Origin of the sequence: Xanthomonas sp. NCPPB 2922, assembly GCF_041520885.1 — a bacterium.
Lineage (GTDB): Bacteria > Pseudomonadota > Gammaproteobacteria > Xanthomonadales > Xanthomonadaceae > Xanthomonas > Xanthomonas campestris.
Map to the genome: position 1 here is coordinate 177,655 of NZ_JBGOFY010000006.1, position 20,058 is coordinate 197,712.

The following is a 20,058-nucleotide window of genomic DNA, read 5'->3' on the forward strand; positions in this document are numbered from 1 at the left end:
CCGTCGACAAAAAGAGCGGGCTGCGGTTACAGCACGATGCGCTTGCTGCCCTCGCGCGCAGAGCGGTAGATCGCATCCACGATGCGGATGTCGCGCAGGCCTTCTTCGCCCGGTGCACGTAGCGGCGTGCCGTTGAGGATGGCCAACGCATCTTCATCCATCTGCAGTGCCTGCTGGTGCGGCACCTTGGCGTCGAACACGCGGCCATCGCTGGCCTTGCCGGTGACGCCCTGGTAGGCCTGAAACGGCGACAACTCATACCAGCCACGTTCGCACTCGGCACGGAGCACATTCATGTTGGCACCGAAGCTGGTCTTGCATGCCGCACGCACGGAATTGGGGAATTCCAGCGTGAAATCCATATGTTCGTCGACTTCGTCGAACAGCTCCGGGCGATCGGTCCAGCGCTTGGCGGTCACGGCCACCGGCTCGGCACCCACCGTATAGCGCGCGGCATTGAGCGGATACACGCCCATGTCGTACATCGCGCCGCCACCGAATTGCGAACGCAGGCGCCACGGCCGGTCCGCCTTGGTCGCATCGTGATAGCCGTTGTAGCCGGCTTCGGCACGCACGCGCTGCATGGCTCCAAACGGCTTCTCGCTGGCCATCGCAATCAGGCGCCGTGTGTTGGGCTCGTGCTGCATGCGATAGCCAATGGTCAACGCCACCTTGTTGCGTTTGCATGCAGCGATCATCGCCTCGCACTCGCCTGCGTTCATTGCCATCGGCTTTTCGCACCATACGTGCTTGCCGGCCGCGGCCGCGCGCAATGTCAGCGGCGCATGCAGATGGGTGGGCGTGACGATGTAGACCACGTCGATGTCGTCGTTATCGGCGATCTGGTCGAAATTCTCGTAGTTGTAGACGTTGCGATCGGGAATCTTGTACTTGGATTGCCACTGCGGAATCTTCGAGGCCGTACCGGTCACGATGCCGGCGAGCCTGCAGTGCTTGGTCAAGGCCAGGCCCGGTGCGAGCTGTTCGCTGGCATAACTGCCCAGCCCGGCAAGCGCGACATTGAGCGGTTTTCCTGGCGCTTTTTTCGGCAATGCCCAGGCAGGTGCACCGAGCAGGATGCCTGCACCGCCGAAGGCGGCAAGCAAGCGGCGACGCGTTACGGATTCCACAGACATGCAAACCTCCCTCGCAAGACTAGGCCAATACTGCTCGCGCACCTTACTTGATCGGCGGCGATCACCGCCATGGTTGCAACGCACGTTCTGGCACACTGCGGCGCACCCTCTCGGAGCCTGTCGCATGATCGCTGCCGCCTGTGTTCGCTTGTTGCCGTTTGCGCTTGTCTTGTCCAGTTCGCTCGCCATCGCGGCGGATGCGCCCTTCGTTGCACGCGACCTGATCGGCGATGGTGCGTTTACAAGCAATGCAGAGGGCCCGGCCGCCGGGCCGGACGGTGCGATCTACGCGGTGAATCTCGACAAGGACGGCACCATCGGCCGCATCACGCTGCACGCCGATGGCAGTGCCAAGGCCGAGGTCTTCCTCACCTTGCCCGAAGGCAGCCGCGGCAATGGCATCCGTTTCCGCGATGGCGCGATGTTCGTGGCCGACACGCTTGGCCGCAAGATCCTGCGCGTGGATCTGCGCACGCGCGCAGTGAGCACGTTCGCCGCGCTGCCCGCCTCCAACGGCCCCAACGATCTTGCGCTCGCCCCCGATGGCAGCTTCTATACCAGCGATCCCAACTGGACCGACAACAGCGGCCGCCTGTGGCAGGTCAGCCGCGATGGCGCCGTGCAACTGCTCGAAGACGGCATGACCACGCCCAATGGCCTGGATGTGAGCCCGGATGGCAAGCACCTGTACGTCAACGAGAGCATGGCGCGCAAGGTGTGGGTCTACGACCGCGTGGACGGCGGCCTGCGTAACAAGCGCGTATTGATCGAATTCCCCGATTTCGGCCTGGACGGCATGCGCTGCGATGCCGACGGCAATCTCTACATCGGCCGCTACGACGCCGGCCAGATCGCGGTGGTGTCGCCGCAGGGCAAGCTGCTGCGCACCATCGCGCTCAAGGGCCGCAAGGCCAGCAACGTGGCGTTTGGCGGCACCGACGGCAAGCAGGTGTTCGTCACGCTGCAGGACCGCGGCGCAGTTGAAACGTTCAGGTCCGACCGCCCCGGCCGCGAAACCGGACGCTGAAACTGCTGCGCACGTCGCAGCGGTTCTCAGGGCACGCAACGGCGTCCTGGCATGCTGCATGTCACCTGTGGAGGACTCCTCATGCAACCGATCGAACTGAAGGACGCGGCCGCCTTTGGCAGCGAATTCCTGCGCCTGACCTTGCTGCAAGGCTTCCAGTCGCTCACCAAACGCGATCTGGAATTGTTGATCTTCGTGTTGCTGGAGCGCGACGGCGCGATCTCCCGCAACAGCTCCAATGCCGCGGTCGCACTGCAGCTGCGGGTGACCTCGGCCAAGGTGAAGGCGCTGCGTCGCGATGGCTACGCACGCTGGCGCGCGTTGGTGCCCGAAGAAGGCGACGCGGCAATGCAGCGCATCGTGGCCAACGTACTCACCGAAGATAATCTGCGCTCGGGCGCAAAACATGTCAGCGAACGCAGCCGCAAGGAAGGGTTTCTGGCCGTGCGCATCGAACACCCCGATGATGCACAGCAGTTCGAGCAGGCCATTCTGGATGTCGGCGCGCTGCCGGTGTACGAGCGCAATCGTGAAGTGGTGGCGGTGCGCTTCGACACGCTGCTGAAGATCGCCGAACGCTGGGGCTATCTGCAGCCGGACCCGCAGGCCACCGTGCGCGAACTGCAAAAGCTCACGCCTACCGCCGAAGAAGTGTCCGACCTGCTGAAAAAAGACATCACGCAGGTGCGCTGGGAAGATGTGCGGCGCGCGCTCAACAGCCTGGGAGCCAAGGCCGTGGCCAGCACCGCCGAAGGCGGCTTGAAAGGCTTGCTGAAGATCGTGTTCCCCTTCATCCCTGGCTGAGCGTACGCACGGCGTTGCAGGTCCGCACGATCCTGCAACGTCGATGCGTTGATCAGCGGTTCTTCGCTGCGACAACCAGTCACCACCGCATGGCTGCACACGCTCAACACGCATGCGGATGCCGCGTCCACCACGGAAATACAGCGCGCCTCACAACCGGCCACGCCAGGAATGGCTCGCAGCCGCCCGCCATCGGCGCTAGGCTTGCGGGCTGTTCCACATCAGGGGGGATCTGATGACCAAGCTCCGCACCGTTACCTGTTCGTTGCTGCTGCTCGCCAGCGGCACTGCCTGGAGCCAGCAGGCGCCCACGCCCGCCAGCAGCATGCCGTTGATCGATGTGCCCAGCGCCATCCGTACCCAGCCGCTGGCCAGCGGCGAAGTGACCCACCAGGCGCAGTTGGAGCGCCCGCGCGGCGAATCCAGCGTAATCGTGCGCTCCATCCAGCCTACCAGCGTGGTGGGCAGTTACCGCATCGATTTCCAGGCGATGGACACCGATGGCGACGGCCGCATCAGCCGCGCCGAGGCGCAGGCCAACCCGGCACTGGCCGATGAATTCGACGCACTCGATACGCGCCACAGCGGCGCCCTCAGCCGCGAACAGCTGGCCGGCTGGCTGATCCAGTAACTGCCCGCGCTCCTTGCGCAGCGGGCCGTGCGCGCCGCCGCACGGACACGCGCACAGTTATTCATGCAGCGGCCGTCTTTGCCTATTGCAGGGTCCGCTTGGGTCGGCTAGATTGTATTTAATGGATACAATCTGGACGCCCCGATGACCGCTCGCCTGGCCCTTGCTGCCGACCTTGGCTATCAACTGCAACTGGCTGCCCTGGCTTCCGGGCATGCCGCGCGGCAGGAACTGGCCGAGCTGCACCTCACCCCGGCGCGAGTCACCGCACTGATCCACATCCGCGACCAACCCGGTTGCGATCAGACTGAACTTGGTCAACGCCTGCTGGTCAATCGCGCCGCCGGCATGAAGATCGCAAACGCGCTCGCCGAGCAGGGCCTGATCGAACGCCTGGCCGGCCGTGATCGGCGCAGCAAGGGGCTCTATCTCACGCAGCTGGGCGAACAGACGCTTGTGACCGCGCAGGGCTGCCTGGCGCGCGCCACCGAACGCACCTGCAGCGATCTGCAGGCTGGCGAACGCCAGACCCTGTTGCGCCTGCTGTGCAAATTGAACGCCAGCACTGTCCTGCAACCGGCAGACGCCGAAGACGCGCTGGCCGAATCACTCTGATCCGCTACATCCCTCACTGCTAGGAGAGGCCGCTTGAACGAGCATGACGTGGTATCGGTGCATGTGGAAAACCGCATTGCGTGGGTAAAGTTTGCGCGGCCGGACAAGCGCAACGCGATGAGCCCGGCGCTCAATCGCCGCATGCTGGACGTGCTGGACGAGCTGGAATTCGACGACAACGTCGGCGTGCTGGTGCTCGGCGGCGAAGGCACTGCGTGGTCGGCCGGCATGGACCTGAAGGAATACTTTCGCGAGACCGAAGCACAAGGCCTGCGCGGGGTGCGCCGTTCGCAGCGCGAATCCTATGGCTGGTTCCGCCGGCTGCGCTGGTATCAAAAACCCACCATCGCCATGGTCAACGGGTGGTGTTTCGGCGGCGGCTTCGGCCCGTTGTTCGCCTGCGACCTGGCCATCGCCGCCGACGAGGCGCAATTCGGCCTGTCGGAAATCAACTGGGGCATCCTGCCCGGCGGCGGCGTCACCAAGGTGGCGGTGGAATTGCTCTCCATGCGCGATGCAATGTGGATGACGCTCACCGGCGAATTGGTCGACGGCAAGAAGGCGGCCGAGTGGCGCCTGGTCAACGAAAGTGTGCCGCTGGAACGGCTGGAAACACGCACGCGCGAAGTGGCCGAGTTGCTGCTCAAGAAAAACCCGGTGGCACTGAAATATGCCAAGGACGCCGTGCGTCGCGTCGGCACCATGACTTACGACGAGGCCGAAGACTATCTGGTGCGCATGCAGGAAGCGGCCAACTCGTTCGACAACAACGCGCGCAAGGAAGGCATCCGTCAGTTCATCGACGAAAAGCGCTACAAGCCCGGTCTGGGCGCGTACGAGCCGGACGCCGGCACCAACTGAGCAACGCCTTCGGCGCGTGAGCGGCCCGTGCAACGCACGTGCCGCCCATCGCTGCCGCCAGTGGTTTTCTGCACCGAGGAGGGAGTATGGAAGCCTTAGCCGCGACCCTGCGTGGCATCGCCGCGCGTGGACCGTTGGGACTGTTCATTGATGGTCAGTGGCGCGCCAGCACCGGCCGCCAGACGCTGGATGTCGTCGCGCCGCACACCGAAGAACGCCTGCTGCGCTACATCGAACCATCGCATGCCGACACCGAGGCCGCGGTTGCCGCGGCGCGCAGAGCCTTCGACAGGGGCCCCTGGCCGCAGCTGCCGCCGCCAGAACGCGGCGCCGCACTCAAGCGCATTGCCGAGCATTTGCGGGCGCGCATGCCGGAACTGGCAGATGCATGGACGGCGCAGGTCGGCGCCACCATCGGTTTCAGTCGGCGCGCCTCCAAGCAGGCGCCGGATCTGTTCGACTACTACGGCGACCTGATCACCACCCACCCGTTCGTCGAGCCACGCACGCGCTCCAGCGGCGGGCGCGTGCATGTGGTGCAGGAACCGGTCGGCGTGGTCGTCGCCATCACGCCGTGGAATGCGCCGTTGGTGCTGCTCTGCTACAAGGTCGCCGCCGCGCTGGCGGCCGGCTGCACCGTGGTTGCCAAGCCGTCTCCGGAAACGCCGATCGACGCCTATATTCTGGCCGAATGCATCAGCGCCGCCGGGCTGCCGGATGGCGTGTTCAATTTGCTCCCGGCTGGGCGCGAGGTGGGTGAACAGCTGATCCGGCACCCCTCCGTGGACAAGGTGAGCTTCACCGGCTCCACCCAGGCAGGGCGATCGATCGGTGTGGCCTGCGCCGAGCGGCTGGCGCGCGTCGGGCTGGAGCTGGGCGGCAAGTCGGCAGCGATCGTGCTGGAGGATGCCGACATCGAGAAAGTGCTGCCCAGCCTGGTGCCCTACTCGATGCCGATCACCGGCCAGGTGTGTTTCGCGCTCACCCGCGTACTGGTCCCCGCGCATCGGCGCGAGGCCATCCTGCAAGCGTATTGCTCGGCGCTGGCCACGCTCAAACTCGGCGACCCGTTTGCCGCCGACACGGGCATGGGCCCGCTGGCACTCGGCCGCCAGTTGGAACGTGTGCAAGGCTACATCGCCCAGGGCAGCGCCGAAGGCGCAAAGCTGGTCATGGGCGGCGGGCGGCCAGAGCACTTGCCACGCGGTTTCTTTCTTGAGCCGACCGTGTTTGCAGGTGTGACGCCGGAGATGACCATTGCCCGCGAAGAAATCTTCGGCCCCGTCGTGAGTTTTATCGACTATCACAACGAAGAAGATCTGATCGCCAAAGTCAACGACAGCGATTACGGCCTGCATGGCACCGTCTATAGCGACGATCCCGAACGCGCCTACGCGATTGCGCGACGCATGCGGAGCGGCAGCCATTCGATCAACGGCATGTGCGTGGATATCGAGATGCCGTTCGGTGGTGTCAAACACTCCGGCATCGGCCGCGAAGGTGGCATCGAAGGCCTGCACGGGTTTCTCGAAACCAAAACGATCTATCTCGGCTAACACCGTTTAACGCAGTCAAAAGCGTGCAACACCGATCACGTTGCCAACATGCGCAACGCGCTGCGCCATGCGTCGCGTTGCGCTCGCTGCTGCAGCTTTGCTTGCCAATGCTGTGGTGAACGCGCACTGCATACAGATGCATGCACTTGAACCGTCTTGCCACCTCCGTCGCACTACACGCCCGTCACTCCCTCATCCGTACCGGAAGACAGCTTCTTGACCATGCCGACCGACTCGATATCGTTCCATGCCCGCCTGACACCGCAGCGGCTTGCTGCCCGCGACCTGCTGCTGCAACAGGAATGGACCTACGCCGAACTGGACGACCTGATCGGTCGCCTGGCTGCCGTGCTGCAGACACGCGGCTGTGTCGACGGCGAACGGCTTGCGGTGCTGGCGCGCAATTCGGTCTGGCAGGTTGCGTTGCATTTTGCCTGTGCGCGGGTTGGTGCAATCTACGTACCGCTCAACTGGCGGCTGAGTGGCACTGAGCTGGATGCCTTGTTGCAGCGTGCAGAGCCTCGCTTGCTGCTGGGCGACGATGTCGCTGCCGGACGCGCGCAGGTGGAAGACTTCGCCCGCTTCATCGACAACGCCAAGCAGCTTGCACCTGCCGAAACACCCTACATTCCGCCCGATCGGGTCAGCCTGATCCTGTTCACCTCCGGCACGTCCGGCCAGCCCAAGGGCGTGATGTTGAGCGAACAGAACCTGCAACAGGTCGCGCACAACTTCGGCGTCACCACACGGGTGGAAGCGCACAGCAGTTTTCTGTGCGAGGCGCCGATGTTTCATATCATCGGCCTGGCTACCAACGTGCGCCCGGTGCTGGCAATGGGCGGCTCGATCCAGGTCTCCAATGGCTTCGAGCCCAAACGCACGCTGGGCTGGCTGGGCAACCCGGCATTGGGCATCACCCATTACGTCGGCGTGCCACAGATGATGCAGGCCTTCCGCAGCCAGCCAGGCTTCGATCCTGCAGCGCTCCGTCATCTCACCGCGTTGGTCAGCGGCGGCGCGCCGCACGCCAGCGAGGACCTGCTGGGCTGGCTGGAGGATGGCATCCCGATGGTCTGCGGCTTCGGCATGAGCGAAGCCGGCACCGTGTTCGGCATGTCGGTGGATTGCGAGGTGATCCGCAGCAAGCTCGGTGCAGCGGGAATCTCATCACCCACCGTGCAGACGCGGGTCGTGGATAACGAGGGCAACGACTGTGAGGTGGGCATGCCGGGCGAACTGCTGTTGCGCGGGCCCAACCTCAGCCCAGGCTACTGGCGCGACCCGCAGGCCACTGCCGAGATGCGCGATGGCGCGGGCTGGTTCCGCACCGGCGACATCGTGCGACGCGATGCCGATGGGTTTTTCTGGGTAGTCGACCGCAAGAAAGACATGTTCATTTCCGGGGGTGAAAATGTGTATCCCGCAGAGATCGAAGCCGTGCTGGCCGACCATCCAGAAATCCGCGAGTGCGCCGTGGTCGGCATGGCCGACGCGCAATGGGGCGAAGTGGGCTATCTGGCGATCGTGCCAGCCACCGAAACCCCGGACCTGGAGCGGATTCGCAGCTATCTGAGCGAACGCCTGGCCAAGTACAAGGTACCCAAGCACCTGCGCGTGGTCGAGGCGCTGCCACGCACTGCCACGGGCAAACTGCAAAAAGCGCGCTTGAAGGATGTCCTGGCGAAGGAGGCCTGATGCAGGTGGCGGGCCATCGAACAGGTGGGCGCGCGTACTGCGGCCCGCTTGGTTCTTGTGATTCCGCACTACCCACGCATGCACGGTACGCGACGCGACAAGACGCATAGATCCAAAGAGAAGACGCAGCTGTGCTCAACCGGTGCGGCGAGCCGCATGCTGGCTCACCACTGTGCAACACCACTTCCGGACAGCACTGCAGCAGATACACGGACACGGACACGACCGCGACGGACACGATCGCGATCGAACGGAGACCGGTGCCCAACACGGGCGTGCCCAGCCGTCCCGTTCAACCACGCAGCATCACGCGCGCGCAGCAACCTTCAGCTACGCAGACGCATCCATCAGCACGTCGTATTCACCGGCCTGGTCATCGACCCACACGGCGCCCTGCTCGGCCATGGTCTTCAGCTGACGCTCCAGCTCACGCATCAACAGCCGCACGCCCGGCTTGAGGATCGCGCCGCTGTCGCGATAGATCACGCCACCGGCGCGCGCCTGCGACGGCTGCTGCAACTGAAACGCGCGTAGCTCGCCACGTGCGATATCGCCCGAGACCATCATGCTGGGCATTACCGCGATGCAATCGGTGCCGAGCAGGATCTCGCGGGTAAAGCTCGCTGAGCTGGAACGCAGCTGATCGCGCGTGGCCAGCCCGTGCTCGCGCATCACCTGCGCCACATCGCGCTCGACATGCTGGCTTAAAGTTGGCAGTACCTGGCGATACGCCGCGGCCTCGGCGATACGCACCTGGCCATCGGCGAACAACGGATGGTCGCTGCGCGCCACCAGGGCGATCGGGTCCTGATACAGCACCTTGCGCACCAACGCGTCGTAGCGCGCCAGCGGATACAGCCGTCCAACCACCAGATCGATCTCATTGCCGGCCAGCTTGGGCAGCAGCTCGTCGGTGCGCCCATGCAGCAGGCGCACACGCAAGGTCGGCTCAGCGCGGTACAGCGCCGCCAGCACTGCAGGCAGCAGCCCGCTGGCGGCCACGGGCAGCGCGCCGACGGTGATGGTGAGCGCGTCGTCCTGCAGCAGCCCTTCGAACGTATCCTGCGCGCGCCGCAGTTGGCCCAGCACCACGTGCGCGGTCTGTACCAGCACCTCGCCCATCGCATTGGGACGCACCCCGCGCGAGTGGCGCTCGAACAGCGGCGCACCGACGATCTCTTCGATCTCCTGCAATGCGCGCGTCAGCGCGGGCTGGGTAACGTTGAGCACGCGCGATGCGCGCAGCAGGCTCTTTTGCCGGTCCAGCGCTTCGATGACGCGCAGATGCCGGACCTTGATGCGGTGTTCGAAGAACACGGAGGACATGGTCATGGGGACGACCTTCAGTAGGGAAAAACAAAAAGGCCCGCGCAATCGCGTGCCCTGGACGTGCGTGAGGTGGGATCAGCGCGCATCGGGTACGCGTCGCGTCTGCATGAAGGCTTCAAAGGTCTCGCCGCGCATGATGGCGTAGACCTGCAGGTTGGTCATGCGCACCACCCGGGCGAACTTTTCGATCACGAAGAAGTTGGCGCCGTACTGCACCAACCCCAGCCAATCGCGCGCGCGGATCAACTCTTTTTCCTGCTCGCTGAGGTCGGCCTCCTGCATCAACGCCTCGGCATCCTGCAGGAAGCGGTCGCGCCACGGCGCGCGAATCATGTGCCAGAAAAAGCGGTTGATCCGCAGCGCGCGATTGCTGGTGCGCAGATCGAACACATAGGTGCCGCCGAGTTGGTCCATGCCTTGCACTTGTGGATTCATGTCCGATCCTCAGGCTGCATTCGCGTTTGCGTGCCCAAGCCAGTCGGCAGAGCGCGGGGCATCGGCGCGTTCTTCGCCGGGCTCGTACAGCACCACGGTCATTGCGGTGGTGGTCATCAGGTAATAGTTCTGGTGCAGCTTGCGGATCGGCCCACCCATCGCGCCGCGCATCGCCAGCCACATGATCTGCTCCACGCTTTCCGCGCCGCCCAGGCGGACGTAGTCGGTATGCGTCAGGTCGGTCAGCGTTTCCGGTGCGTGCTGGAAGCGGTCCAGAAATTCCATGTCCCACTCGGTGTTGTTGAAGCCGGTGCGCTCGCCATGGATCTGGTGCGACAACCCGCCGGTGCCCACCACCACCACCTTGAGATCTTCCGGATACGACTCGATCGCCCGCCGCAGCGCCTGGCCCAGGCGGTAGCAGCGGCGCGCGGTCGGCAGCGGGTACTGCAGGACATTGATGGCGATCGGTACCACCGTGCCGGGCCAGTCAGGCACGTGCGGCCACAGCAGCGGCAGCGGCGCGGCGCAGCCGTGGTCGATGGGCTTGTCCTGGAATACGGTCAGATCGAATTCGTCATTGACCAGGCATTCGGCGATGTGGGCCTGCAGCTTGACGTCGCCCCGGATGGGCGGCAGGTCCCGCAAGCCGGCGCCCTCGTCGGCGATCGGGAAACGCTCGCCGACGCCCAGTGCGAAGGTCGGGTACAGGTCGAAGAAGAACGTCGTGCAATGGTCGTTGTAGAAGAACACCAGCACGTCCGGCTGCTGTTCGGCCAGCCAGTTGGCCACCGGGGTGTAGCCGTCGAACAACGGCTTCCACAGCGGATCCTGCTGTTTGCCCTTGTCGTAGGCCACGCCGATGGTGGGCACGTGCGAGGTGCCGATCCCGCCAATGATGCTTGCCATGCTGCACTCCTGCGAGGCGAGCGGCCGGACCGCGTCATGCGGAACAGCGCGCGTCAATGTGGGTGGGATCGGTGCCGCTTGGGATCCCAAACTCGATCAACCGGGACGGCTTCGCCCCGAAACGGTATCCTTGGGATCCAAATTGCCATCAAGCGACCTCATCCGCAAGGTTTTTGTGCGGGCTGCATCGAGTTTTGCCACTCGGGCGGGCAGGCAGCACGGTTAGGCGCGAGAGAATGGAGCCCATGGCGAACAACCACCGATTGCAAGCGGTCCAGCAGCTACGCGAACTGATCCTGTGCGGCACCTTTGCGCCAGGCGAGCGCATCACCGAGGCCGCCCTGGCCGAGCGCCTGGCGATTTCCCGCACCCCCATCCGTCAGGCGCTGCCTGCGCTTTGTCAGGAGGGCCTGCTGGTGCAGGCGGGCAACCGCGGCTACGCAGTGCGCCGCTTCAGCCAGCAGGAAAGCCTGGACGCGCTGGCGGTCCGGGCCCTGATGGAAGGCATGGCTGCGCGCGCGGTGGCCGAACAAGGCGCCTCCGCCACCCTGCTCGCCGCACTGCATGGCTGCCTGGACGAGGGTGACCGCATCCTGGCCAAGCGCACCCTGGATGCCAGCGACGAACTGGCCTACGGCGATATGAACGCGCGGTTCCACCGGATGATCGTGATGGCGGCCGACAAACCGATCCTGACCGAGACGGTGGACCGCTGCACGCTGGTGCCGTTTGTCAGCCCCACCAACGTGGTGTTCGGGCAACGCTCGCCGACGCTCGCCTACGACGATCTGTTCTACGGCCACCGCCAGCACGGCGCGATCGTCACCGCCATCGAGCAACGCGATGGCGCGCGCGCCGAACTATTGTTCCGCGAGCATGCCAACACGCAACGCCACAGCATGGGGATGTAAGTCTGCGGCTCGGCTGCGTTTGCATCGCAGCCAAACCGCGAAAGTAGCCTGCGTCAATACTCACGCGCGTGTCCACCCTGTCGTTGCGCAAGCGCGCAGTGCGAGTTGCGCCCCTCCTGCACTCCACGTCACGTGCATGCCGGCTTTGCGCCCGCATGCACGCCGTAGCGCACGCTACAACGAATGCACGTACATCAGGTTCACGCTGTTACCGGCGACCGAATTCTCCACGTCCAGCGGGATGTACAGATTGAGGTTGAACAGGTTCTTTGCATCCACGCGCCAGGACAGCCCAGGACCCAGATACAGCTGCATGCGCTTGCTGTCGGCCACGCGCTCACCGTTGGTCCGGTTGTCTTTGAGCTGCTGCAGGAAATAGCCGTTCACACCCACGCGCAGTTGCTCGCTCACTTTCACCGAGCTGGCAAAGTTGACCCAGACCGCATCGCCGGCCTGGCCGTTGCGAAACCGGAACCCCGGGATTGGTGGCACGCCACCGGCGCGATCGGTGCGGAAATTGTAGAGATAGTTGATGCGCGCACTGATTTCCCAATTATCGGTGGGCTGCACCGTGAATGCCCACTGCGGTGCGATCGACCAGAAACCGGTGCCCTGGTTGATGGCGATGTCGCGATCAAACTTACCGACCGGTGCGAACAGATCCAGCGCAAAGCGCTGAAAGAAGAACACACGCCCGTCCCGCATGACCGGCGGCATCTGCAGCGCCGGACCGAACGAAATATCGCCCATGCCAAACCCATTGCTGCGCAAGCGCACCGGGCTGTCGGCTGCGAACGAGGTGTCGTAATTCACCAGCGGGATGATGGTGTTGAAACTCAGCGAGCCGCGCCCCAGCGAATACGGGGTCACGTAGATCAACTGGGTCAGCAACGCACTGACCCCGACCTGCGGGTCGCGAAACGCAGGCGAGTTATCCCCGCGCGCATTCTTGATCGCATCCAGATCGTAGTAGCGCAGGTATTCCAGCACCGTCCAGCCAGGCGTGGTGGAGCCGAAGCCATCCATGAAACTGGTGCCGCCCAGGTTGATGCCCTGCGGCATGGCCACTGTGTCGGGCGCTGCCTGCGCAAGGACGACCGCCGGTGCCAGCGTGCCGAGCAAGAGGGCCAGCCTGCCCGCATGCTGGCGGCGCGACCGGGACGATGAAGGACGACGACCAACAGACAAGCATGCGCGTTCCACTAGGCGATTCTCCGATAAGGATGGGCGATTGAGGCAACGCGACAGGGGGGAGGAGCGGTGGTGCAATGCCGCCCGGGTTCGTCGGCGGCATCGGTGAACAGCGGTGGTAGGTGTCTAGTGCGCTTCCACGCGCACCAGCAATGCGCCGAGGCGTTGCTTGAACAGCCAATGCTCGTCCTGGCGCACTAGCACATCGTCGAACGTGCCAATCAATGCCGGCGCCTGTGCGGTCCACGGCGGCGGCGTGGTGGCCTGTGGTGCGCTGTACAGCACCACGTAGCTATGCGCATGGGCCAATGTGTCAGAGTGCACGCTGACCAGGGTATTGAGCATGAGATGGCAGGTACTACGCGGCGCACGTGCACGGAATGCCTCGCGAATCGCCTCACGCCCATGCACGGGTGTATCTGGCGCGCTCGGCCGTGCAAACACGCCATCGGCGGTGAACAATGCAGCCAGCGCGTCATGTTCATGGCGATCGTTGTGCAAGGCGAATCGGCGGATCAGCTGTTCGCAGGCAACGGTGATCGAAGCGTCTGGGGACACGCGGTGGCCTCACTGGCAATGGGTGCTACGGATAAAAATGCGGCGGGCGACGCTGACGTCAGCGCACGTGCATTGGCGAGCCGATGGGTCTGCCGTCGAACGGGGAGACGGTGGTCATGCAGCCAGCCAATCGCGCAGCGCGGCGCTGACCGCAGCAGGCGCTTCTACCGGCGTCATATGCCCGCTGTGTTCGAACACCACCAATTGCGCGTGCGGGATCTCCCGCGCCATGTCCTGGTGGCGTTCCAGCGGACTCCAGCTGTCTTGGCGGCCAACGCCGAGCAGCGTTGGACACTGCACCTGCGCCAGCACGGGCGCGGCATCGGGCCGGTTCAGTAGCGCGGTCACCTGGGCGGCATAGCTGTGCGGGGTCTGCCGCATGACCATGGCGACTAGTGCGTCCATCAGTTCGGCATCGTCGTGGCGGTCGGGGTGCAGCATCGGCGGCAGCCACTGCCGGGCCAGCACCTGCATGCCGTCACGGCGCGCAAGCTCCACCAGCGCACCACGCTGCGTGTGCTCCTGCGCGTGCGCCGGATGCACGCCGGTGTCGAGCAGCGCCAGACGCTGCACGCGCCCCGGCGCCTGCCGCACGATCTCCAGCGCCACCCGGCCGCCCATCGAATGACCGGCCAGCGCAAACTGGTCTGGCGCGGCGGCCAATGCCTGTGCAGCCATCTGCTGCACGCTGTCGATGCCGGGGAAATCGAGCACCTGCACCTCGGCGATGTCCGCCAGCGCCGCGCGTTGCGCGTCCCAGATGCTGGCATCACACAGCAGCCCGCTCAGCAGGAGCAGCGGCGGGGTGAGTCGTGCGGGAACGGCGGAGGTCATGGCCCGACTGTAGCCAGCCCGGGCGTATCCGTCGTATGGAAACTGCAGCCTTCGCTATTAGCGCTGGAACATAGCGGCCAGCAAACCGTCAGCGCGGTGCGCCTACGCGTTGCCGGACGCGCGCTTCCACAGCAGGTCCACCAACGGCGGCAGCTTGCCCGCCGCCCCCAGCACCGAACCGCGCAGCAGGGTCAGATGCATCTCGTCGTTGGAGAACACGCGGTTGATGGCGTCGAACCCATACGCAGCGACGGTATTTTCGCTGCGGCGCGTGCGCGCCCAGCGCTGCAGCCGGTGCGGCGCGGCCCAGTCGGCGCGACGCGCCAGTGCGTCGTGCGCCAACGTGCTCAACGCCGCGACATCGCGCAATCCCAGATTCACGCCCTGCCCGGCCAGCGGATGCACCACGTGTGCGGCATCTCCCAGGGTCAGGACGCGGCCGCTGACGTACTGCTGCACCAGTTGCCGCTGCAGCGGGAACGCCGCGCGCGGCGAGCTCACCTTCACCGCGCCCAGACGGCCAGCAAAGGCCTGGGTCAGCTCGCGCGAAAACGCAGCATCGTCCAGATCCAGCACGCGCTCGGCATCGGCATCGGGCAAGGTCCACACGATCGAACTGCGGCCATCGGTGAACGGCAGGAAGGCCAGCGGGCCGGTGGGCAAAAAGCGCTGCCATGCGGTGGATTGATGCGGCTGCTCGGTCTGCACGAACGCCACCACGCCTCGCTGTGCATAGGCATGCCGCGCCACCGGCATGCCGGTCAACTCGCGCAACGTGGATGCCGCGCCATCGGCGGCAATCGCAATCGCCGCCTCCAGCCGGCTGCCGTCATCCAGGCGCAGGCGCACGCTGCTTGCATCCTGCTCCAGCTCGGTCACGCGCGCCGGGCAATGCACTGCGATGCCTGCGGCATGCACGGCGGCCCACAGGCGATCGACCAGCAACGCGTGTTCGACGATCCAGCCAAGTTGTTCGCGGCCCAGCGTGTCGGCATCGAAACTCAATTGGCCGCCACCGCCTGCGTCCCAGACCCGCATGCGCCGGTACGGCTGCACACGTGCGGCGCGCACGGCCTTCCACACGCCCAGACTCTCCAGCAGCGCGGCATTGTCAGCGGCAAAGGCGTACACGCGCAGATCGGGTTGCTCTGCGTGCCACCGCGCAGGCTCACGGCCTTCGACTAAAGCGACGCTCAAGCCCGCATCGGCTAGGGCCAGCGCGCAGGCGGCACCGACCACACCACCGCCGACGATCAATGCATCGCGGGTGCTGCGGCGGCTCATGCGATCCCCCGGCATAGCTGCGGCACGTCGCCACGGAAGCCCATTGCCCCGCCGACCAGCATCGATTGCAGCGGTGCCGCCTGCGAGGTGGCCAGCAGCCCGAGACTGCGCAACGGCCGCAGCAACGGCGCCGGATTGCCGGTGAGCCGTGCCAATCCGCTGGAAAACCCGATGGTCTGTTCGCGGTCCACGCGCCGACGCGCCAGATACTCGCTCAGAAGCGCGCCCGCACCGGCATCGCTGCGATCGTGTTCGATCAATTCGGCCAGCGTCAGCGCATCGCGCAAGCCGAGGTTGAAGCCTTGCGCGCCGATCGGGTGCAGTGTCTGCGCCGCATTGCCGATCAGCACCACGCGCTCGGCCACCAGATTGGTGGCCAGCACCTGCACCAACGGATACGCGCTGCGCTCGCCGCTGGCGACAAAACGCCCGGCGCGCCAACCGGCCGCGCGCTGCAGGCGGGCCAGCCAGCCGGCCTCGTCGAGCGCAGCCACCGCCTCGGCGTCGGCACGCGCCACGCAATGGATGGCGCCGTAATGTCGGTCGCCGCGCGGCAGTAATGCCGTTGGCCCGTGCTCGCCGAAGCGCTCCCACGCGGTGCCATCCGGCGGCTTGGATGCGCGCACCCGCGCGACGAACAGGGTCTGGAAAAAGTCGTGCGCTTCGCTGCCGATATGCAGCAGCTCGCGCACTGCGCTGTCGCGGCCATCGGCGCCGACCACCAGCCTGGCCCGCACAAGCTGCTCGCCTTCATCGGTAGACAGGCGCAGTGCGCGCAGGCCGTCCTGCACCGGTTCGACCCCGATGCAACGCGCCGGGCGATAGCGGCGTAGATGGGTCAGTTCGTCCAGGCGTGCCTGCAAGGCGTCACCGAAGTCGCGCGCCACCACCACCTGGCCGAAGCTGTCGCGCCCGTAGTCGGCGGCGTCCAGCTGCACCCGGCCAAAGTCGCCTGCGCGGCTGACATGGATGCGCCGGATCGGCCCCGGCGGGCTGCGCAACTTGGCCATCACCCCAAGTCCGCCGAGCGCGTTGACGGTGGCGGCGGCAAAACTGAGGTTACGTTGGTCGAACACCGCTGGCGGAGTGCCCGCCGGGGTGGCTTCCACCAGCCCGACATCCAGGCCGATGCGGTCCAGCGCGATCGCCAGGCTGGAGCCGACCAGGCCGCCGCCCACGATCAGAACGTCATGTAGGTATGTCATCCCCACATGATAAGCCTTCGCCCATGGCCTGTTGGCGTGATCGGGTGGGACAGCTTGACGCGCCAGGCGCGCGTGGCGCGGTGGGTTCCACGCTACACTCCCGGGCCTGTGATCCGGCTCCTTTCGCGCATGACTCCTCGCTCGCACGACACCCTGATTTTGAGCCTGCTCGCCGTCCTGATGGCGGCCACGCGGATCAACCACTTCGCGCCGGTCCCGGACGCGTCCTGGGCGGTGTTCTTCATTGGCGGATTCCATCTGGCCGCGCGTAGCAAACTGGCGTTCCCGCTGCTGATGCTGCTGGCGGTGGCGGTGGACTGGCTGGTGATCACCAACCAGGGCCTGAGCTTCTGGCAGCACTACTGCGTGTCGCCCGCTTACTGGTGCCTGATCCCGGCGTATTTCGCGCTGTGGGCCGGTGGCGTTTGGCTGCGCCGGCATTACCATGGCGCCGAGTGGAGCGCGCTGGGCAGGCTGGTGCCTGCATTGCTGATCGCCGTGGCGCTGTGCCAGCTGATCGCCCAGGGCAGCTTCTACTGGATCAGCGCCAGCGTGGCCGAGCCGACCGTCGCCGGCTGGTTCAAGAACTACACCGACTGGCTGGGGCCTTACCTGCGCAGCGCCGCGCTCTACGTTGCGGCGGCCGCGGTGATCCAGGTTGCCGCCGAGCGCCTGACCAGCGCGCACGGCCAGACCCAGGCCGGCTGAGATGGGCAACCGGCTCTCACGCATCTATACGCGTACCGGCGACGACGGCAGCACCGGTCTGGGCGACGGCAGCCGCACCGGCAAGGACGCGCTGCGCGTCACTGCCTACGGCACCGTGGACGAAGCCAATTCGGCCATCGGCGTATTGCTGGCCGCCCCGGGCGTGCCGGAGCCGATCGCCGCGCTGCTGACGACCATCCAGCACCAACTGTTCGATCTGGGTGGCGAGCTGTGCATCCCCGGGCATGCAGCGATCGACGCCGCCGATATCGAGGCGCTGGAGCGTCAACTCGATCACTTCAACGACACGCTTCCCGCGCTGCAGGAATTCATCCTGCCGGCCGGTGGCGAAGCGGCCGCACGTTGCCATCTGGCCCGCACCATCGTGCGCCGGGCCGAGCGCGAGACCGTTGCGCTGTCGCGTCAGGAGGAAGTGCGCAGCGAGGCGATCGGCTATTTGAACCGCCTGTCCGACCTGCTGTTCGTACTCGCCCGCGTGCTGGCGCGTGCCGATGGCCAGCAGGAAGTGCTGTGGCGGCACGACCGCCGGCGCGGCTGAGCATGCACATGGCACGGCGGACAGGCTAGATTTGCCCCATGTTGGTCTTTACCCATCCCGCCTGCCTCGGCCACGACGCCGGCCCCGAGCATCCCGAGCGCCCCGCCCGTCTGGAAGCGGTGGTCGATGCCCTGCGCGACGCCTTCCCGGATCTGGACTGGCGCGAGGCGCCGCTGGCCAAGCTCGGCGACCTGTGCCGGGTGCACGAGCGCGAACAGGTCGATGCGATACTGGAAACCGCCTTCGAAGGCCATCACCGGCTCGATGTGGACACCGTGATGTCGCCCGGCTCGCGCGCGGCCGCCTTGCGCGCGGCAGGTGCCGGCATCGCGGCCGTGGACGCGGTCATGCACGACCTCACCCGCACCGCGTTCTGCGCGGTCCGCCCGCCCGGTCACCACGCCACCGGGCAGGTGTCGATGGGCTTTTGCCTGTTCAACAACATCGCCCTGGCAGCCGCCCACGCGCGCGACCGGCATGGGCTGGAACGCATCACCATCGTGGATTTCGACGTCCACCACGGCAACGGCACGCAGGCGATCTTCGAGCGCGACCCGACCGTGCAATACCTCAGCACCCACCAGTCCGGGCTGTATCCGCACTCGGGCAGCGTCTACGAACGCGGCCTCGGCAACATCCACAACCTGCTGCTGCCACCGGGCAGCGACGGGTTGCGCTTCCGCAACGTGTGGGAAGACGAGATGCTGCCGCTGATCGACGCCTTCCGCCCGCAACTGATCCTGATCTCTGCCGGCTTCGATGCGCATCTGCGCGATCCGCTGGCCGATCTGATGCTCGACGCCGACGATTTTGCCTGGCTGACCCGTGCCTTGCGCAGCCTGGCCGAACGGCATGCGCGCGGACGCGTCGTGTCCATGCTGGAGGGCGGCTACGACCTGCAGGCGCTTGCGGAATGCTCAGTCGCGCATGTTAAAATCTTAATGCAGTAACCAGAAACACTATTACTTCTCATTTTAAAGGACATAAAATGAAATTATTTAAAGTAATATTATTTTTCACGACTGCATTGACTTTTAGTCAAGCCAACTCTCAGACGCTACGCCCCAAGTTTGCAGGCCAGCTAAGTCAGGGAGAGCGGTTAGTTCCAGAGGAAACTTTAACCTCACCCGGAGGCGCTTATTCTTTAAGGTTTCTCGCAGACGGGTCGTTGAGGCTTTACAGAAATTCAGATAACTCTGAGACATGGGTAGCCAAGAGCGGCGGACGAGTATCTCAGGGGGATTCATTTAACTTCCTGCCCAATACAAGCACGAGGCTCTCAAGGTGCGCTGGCATGCAAAAGAACGGCGCTTCAGGCCCACCACTGTTCTGGACATGCGCACCTTCCCAGGTGACTGGGATGGTGCAAGACGGCTACCTCGCAGTTCAAGACGATGGGAATTTGGTAGTTTACGGCCTAGGCCAGTCATGGAGAGCTACGGGAGATTTTCCTGACGGATTAGACGGAATAACATTTCTTCCAGGAACAGTTTTTACAAAAGGAAGTAGCTTTCAAACGCCAGGAGGAACGGCAAGGTTAGACTTTACCCCCACAGGAAATTTGGAGTTATATTTCCAGGGATCTCTTAAATGGCAATCAGGGACATCTGGATTAGGGCAAAACGCAGTCATGCAGACTGATGGTAATTTTGTGGTCTACAATTCTGCAGGCAGCCCCGTCTGGGCGTCAAACACGCAAGGGGGGTCGGATTTTTATTTATTGTTAAGCGCAAATGGTGCGCTAGGAATTTTGGGCAGGGCACAAGGTAGAAACGGCGTATTCTGGTCGTTGAGATAAAACTCAAGTGGC

The 20,058-nt window shown here is 64.9% G+C and carries 21 protein-coding genes; 12 read left to right on the forward strand and 9 right to left on the reverse strand.

The features are described from left to right. Positions 1–26 precede the first annotated feature (26 nt). The gene (locus ACD584_RS09920; protein WP_175611568.1) at positions 27–1,136 is read right to left on the reverse strand and encodes a Gfo/Idh/MocA family protein; all 1,110 of its coding nucleotides are present in this window, start codon (positions 1,134–1,136) and stop codon (positions 27–29) included. A 124-nt stretch (positions 1,137–1,260) separates the two neighbouring features. Here ACD584_RS09920 and ACD584_RS09925 point away from each other — a divergent pair, with 124 nt between their 5' ends. From ACD584_RS09925 to ACD584_RS09955, 7 genes are all read left to right on the forward strand, one after another. Then, a complete protein-coding gene (locus ACD584_RS09925; RefSeq protein WP_012439163.1) occupies positions 1,261–2,163 on the forward strand; it encodes an SMP-30/gluconolactonase/LRE family protein in 903 nt (300 codons plus the stop codon). A gap of 81 nt (positions 2,164–2,244) precedes the next feature. After that, positions 2,245–2,967, forward strand: a complete 723-nt coding sequence (locus ACD584_RS09930) for a hypothetical protein (protein WP_040941735.1) — start codon at positions 2,245–2,247, stop codon at positions 2,965–2,967. 235 nt (positions 2,968–3,202) lie between these two features. Continuing rightward, complete coding sequence (locus tag ACD584_RS09935) at positions 3,203–3,598, forward strand: hypothetical protein (protein ID WP_076036348.1); 396 nt, start codon at positions 3,203–3,205, stop codon at positions 3,596–3,598. A 144-nt stretch (positions 3,599–3,742) separates the two neighbouring features. Beyond that, a complete protein-coding gene (locus tag ACD584_RS09940; protein ID WP_076036349.1) occupies positions 3,743–4,213 on the forward strand; it encodes a MarR family winged helix-turn-helix transcriptional regulator in 471 nt (156 codons plus the stop codon). Positions 4,214–4,246: 33 nt separating this feature from the next. After that, positions 4,247–5,074, forward strand: a complete 828-nt coding sequence (locus ACD584_RS09945; RefSeq protein WP_014506751.1) for a p-hydroxycinnamoyl CoA hydratase/lyase — start codon at positions 4,247–4,249, stop codon at positions 5,072–5,074. An 86-nt stretch (positions 5,075–5,160) separates the two neighbouring features. After that, a complete protein-coding gene (locus ACD584_RS09950) occupies positions 5,161–6,630 on the forward strand; it encodes an aldehyde dehydrogenase (RefSeq protein ID WP_116923753.1) in 1,470 nt (489 codons plus the stop codon). Between the two features lie 216 nt (positions 6,631–6,846). After that, the gene (locus tag ACD584_RS09955; RefSeq protein WP_076036350.1) at positions 6,847–8,325 is read left to right on the forward strand and encodes an AMP-binding protein; all 1,479 of its coding nucleotides are present in this window, start codon (positions 6,847–6,849) and stop codon (positions 8,323–8,325) included. A 330-nt stretch (positions 8,326–8,655) separates the two neighbouring features. Here ACD584_RS09955 and ACD584_RS09960 read toward each other — a convergent pair whose 3' ends face one another. The 3 genes from ACD584_RS09960 to ACD584_RS09970 all read right to left on the reverse strand — a co-directional run bounded on the left by ACD584_RS09960 (position 8,656) and on the right by ACD584_RS09970 (position 10,998). Further along, positions 8,656–9,657 (reverse strand): LysR substrate-binding domain-containing protein, encoded by a 1,002-nt coding sequence (locus ACD584_RS09960; RefSeq protein WP_011036042.1) that lies wholly within the window; start codon positions 9,655–9,657, stop codon positions 8,656–8,658. Positions 9,658–9,729: 72 nt separating this feature from the next. Beyond that, entirely contained in the window at positions 9,730–10,089 is a 360-nt protein-coding gene (locus tag ACD584_RS09965; protein ID WP_011036041.1) for a protocatechuate 4,5-dioxygenase subunit alpha, read from the reverse strand. 9 nt (positions 10,090–10,098) lie between these two features. Beyond that, positions 10,099–10,998: a gallate dioxygenase gene (locus tag ACD584_RS09970; RefSeq protein WP_011036040.1), complete on the reverse strand. Its 900-nt coding sequence runs from the start codon at positions 10,996–10,998 to the stop codon at positions 10,099–10,101. A 236-nt stretch (positions 10,999–11,234) separates the two neighbouring features. On the opposite strand from ACD584_RS09970, the gene ACD584_RS09975 reads away from it, so the two are divergent. Next, positions 11,235–11,909 (forward strand): GntR family transcriptional regulator, encoded by a 675-nt coding sequence (locus tag ACD584_RS09975; protein WP_011036039.1) that lies wholly within the window; start codon positions 11,235–11,237, stop codon positions 11,907–11,909. 174 nt (positions 11,910–12,083) lie between these two features. Here the strand turns inward: ACD584_RS09975 and ACD584_RS09980 are convergent, their stop codons facing one another. From ACD584_RS09980 to ubiH, 5 genes are all read right to left on the reverse strand, one after another. After that, positions 12,084–13,031: a transporter gene (locus ACD584_RS09980; protein ID WP_014506747.1), complete on the reverse strand. Its 948-nt coding sequence runs from the start codon at positions 13,029–13,031 to the stop codon at positions 12,084–12,086. 195 nt (positions 13,032–13,226) lie between these two features. Beyond that, complete coding sequence (locus ACD584_RS09985) at positions 13,227–13,658, reverse strand: nuclear transport factor 2 family protein (protein WP_011036037.1); 432 nt, start codon at positions 13,656–13,658, stop codon at positions 13,227–13,229. Positions 13,659–13,772: 114 nt separating this feature from the next. Further along, positions 13,773–14,492, reverse strand: coding sequence for an alpha/beta fold hydrolase (locus ACD584_RS09990; protein WP_070691974.1), 720 nt, complete (start codon positions 14,490–14,492; stop codon positions 13,773–13,775). 102 nt (positions 14,493–14,594) lie between these two features. After that, the gene (locus ACD584_RS09995) at positions 14,595–15,776 is read right to left on the reverse strand and encodes a UbiH/UbiF family hydroxylase (RefSeq protein WP_076036351.1); all 1,182 of its coding nucleotides are present in this window, start codon (positions 15,774–15,776) and stop codon (positions 14,595–14,597) included. Further along, positions 15,773–16,981 carry a 2-octaprenyl-6-methoxyphenyl hydroxylase gene (gene ubiH / locus ACD584_RS10000; RefSeq protein ID WP_076036352.1) on the reverse strand — a complete coding sequence of 403 codons (1,209 nt, stop codon included), beginning with the start codon at positions 16,979–16,981 and terminating at the stop codon, positions 15,773–15,775. Before ubiH ends, ACD584_RS09995 begins: the two co-directional genes overlap by 4 nt. A 129-nt stretch (positions 16,982–17,110) precedes the next feature. Between ubiH and ACD584_RS10005 the strand changes: the two genes are divergently transcribed. From ACD584_RS10005 to ACD584_RS10020, 4 genes are read left to right on the forward strand one after another with little or no spacing between them, the layout of a single operon-like run. After that, positions 17,111–17,689 (forward strand): hypothetical protein, encoded by a 579-nt coding sequence (locus ACD584_RS10005; protein WP_076036353.1) that lies wholly within the window; start codon positions 17,111–17,113, stop codon positions 17,687–17,689. A gap of 1 nt (position 17,690) precedes the next feature. Next, positions 17,691–18,248, forward strand: coding sequence for a cob(I)yrinic acid a,c-diamide adenosyltransferase (locus tag ACD584_RS10010; RefSeq protein ID WP_076036354.1), 558 nt, complete (start codon positions 17,691–17,693; stop codon positions 18,246–18,248). Between the two features lie 38 nt (positions 18,249–18,286). Further along, positions 18,287–19,198 carry a histone deacetylase family protein gene (locus ACD584_RS10015; protein WP_076036355.1) on the forward strand — a complete coding sequence of 304 codons (912 nt, stop codon included), beginning with the start codon at positions 18,287–18,289 and terminating at the stop codon, positions 19,196–19,198. Positions 19,199–19,236: 38 nt separating this feature from the next. Further along, positions 19,237–20,046, forward strand: coding sequence for a hypothetical protein (locus tag ACD584_RS10020; protein WP_076036356.1), 810 nt, complete (start codon positions 19,237–19,239; stop codon positions 20,044–20,046). The last annotated feature ends 12 nt before the right edge of the window (positions 20,047–20,058 follow it).

Excerpts from the sequence above, each read along its gene's own strand:
- ACD584_RS09990 (WP_070691974.1), bottom strand. The coding sequence starts at position 14,492 with ATGACCTCCGCCGTTCCCGCACGACTCACCCCGCCGCTGCTCCTGCTG.
- ACD584_RS09925 (WP_012439163.1), top strand. The coding sequence starts at position 1,261 with ATGATCGCTGCCGCCTGTGTTCGCTTGTTGCCGTTTGCGCTTGTCTTG.
- ACD584_RS09940 (WP_076036349.1), top strand. The coding sequence starts at position 3,743 with ATGACCGCTCGCCTGGCCCTTGCTGCCGACCTTGGCTATCAACTGCAA.
- ACD584_RS10005 (WP_076036353.1), top strand. The coding sequence starts at position 17,111 with ATGACTCCTCGCTCGCACGACACCCTGATTTTGAGCCTGCTCGCCGTC.
- ACD584_RS09970 (WP_011036040.1), bottom strand. The coding sequence starts at position 10,998 with ATGGCAAGCATCATTGGCGGGATCGGCACCTCGCACGTGCCCACCATC.
- ACD584_RS09975 (WP_011036039.1), top strand. The coding sequence starts at position 11,235 with ATGGAGCCCATGGCGAACAACCACCGATTGCAAGCGGTCCAGCAGCTA.
- ubiH (WP_076036352.1), bottom strand. The coding sequence starts at position 16,981 with ATGACATACCTACATGACGTTCTGATCGTGGGCGGCGGCCTGGTCGGC.
- ACD584_RS09950 (WP_116923753.1), top strand. The coding sequence starts at position 5,161 with ATGGAAGCCTTAGCCGCGACCCTGCGTGGCATCGCCGCGCGTGGACCG.
- ACD584_RS09995 (WP_076036351.1), bottom strand. The coding sequence starts at position 15,776 with ATGAGCCGCCGCAGCACCCGCGATGCATTGATCGTCGGCGGTGGTGTG.
- ACD584_RS10015 (WP_076036355.1), top strand. The coding sequence starts at position 18,287 with ATGTTGGTCTTTACCCATCCCGCCTGCCTCGGCCACGACGCCGGCCCC.
- ACD584_RS09935 (WP_076036348.1), top strand. The coding sequence starts at position 3,203 with ATGACCAAGCTCCGCACCGTTACCTGTTCGTTGCTGCTGCTCGCCAGC.
- ACD584_RS09930 (WP_040941735.1), top strand. The coding sequence starts at position 2,245 with ATGCAACCGATCGAACTGAAGGACGCGGCCGCCTTTGGCAGCGAATTC.
- ACD584_RS10020 (WP_076036356.1), top strand. The coding sequence starts at position 19,237 with ATGAAATTATTTAAAGTAATATTATTTTTCACGACTGCATTGACTTTT.
- ACD584_RS09920 (WP_175611568.1), bottom strand. The coding sequence starts at position 1,136 with ATGTCTGTGGAATCCGTAACGCGTCGCCGCTTGCTTGCCGCCTTCGGC.
- ACD584_RS09960 (WP_011036042.1), bottom strand. The coding sequence starts at position 9,657 with ATGACCATGTCCTCCGTGTTCTTCGAACACCGCATCAAGGTCCGGCAT.
- ACD584_RS09965 (WP_011036041.1), bottom strand. The coding sequence starts at position 10,089 with ATGAATCCACAAGTGCAAGGCATGGACCAACTCGGCGGCACCTATGTG.
- ACD584_RS10010 (WP_076036354.1), top strand. The coding sequence starts at position 17,691 with ATGGGCAACCGGCTCTCACGCATCTATACGCGTACCGGCGACGACGGC.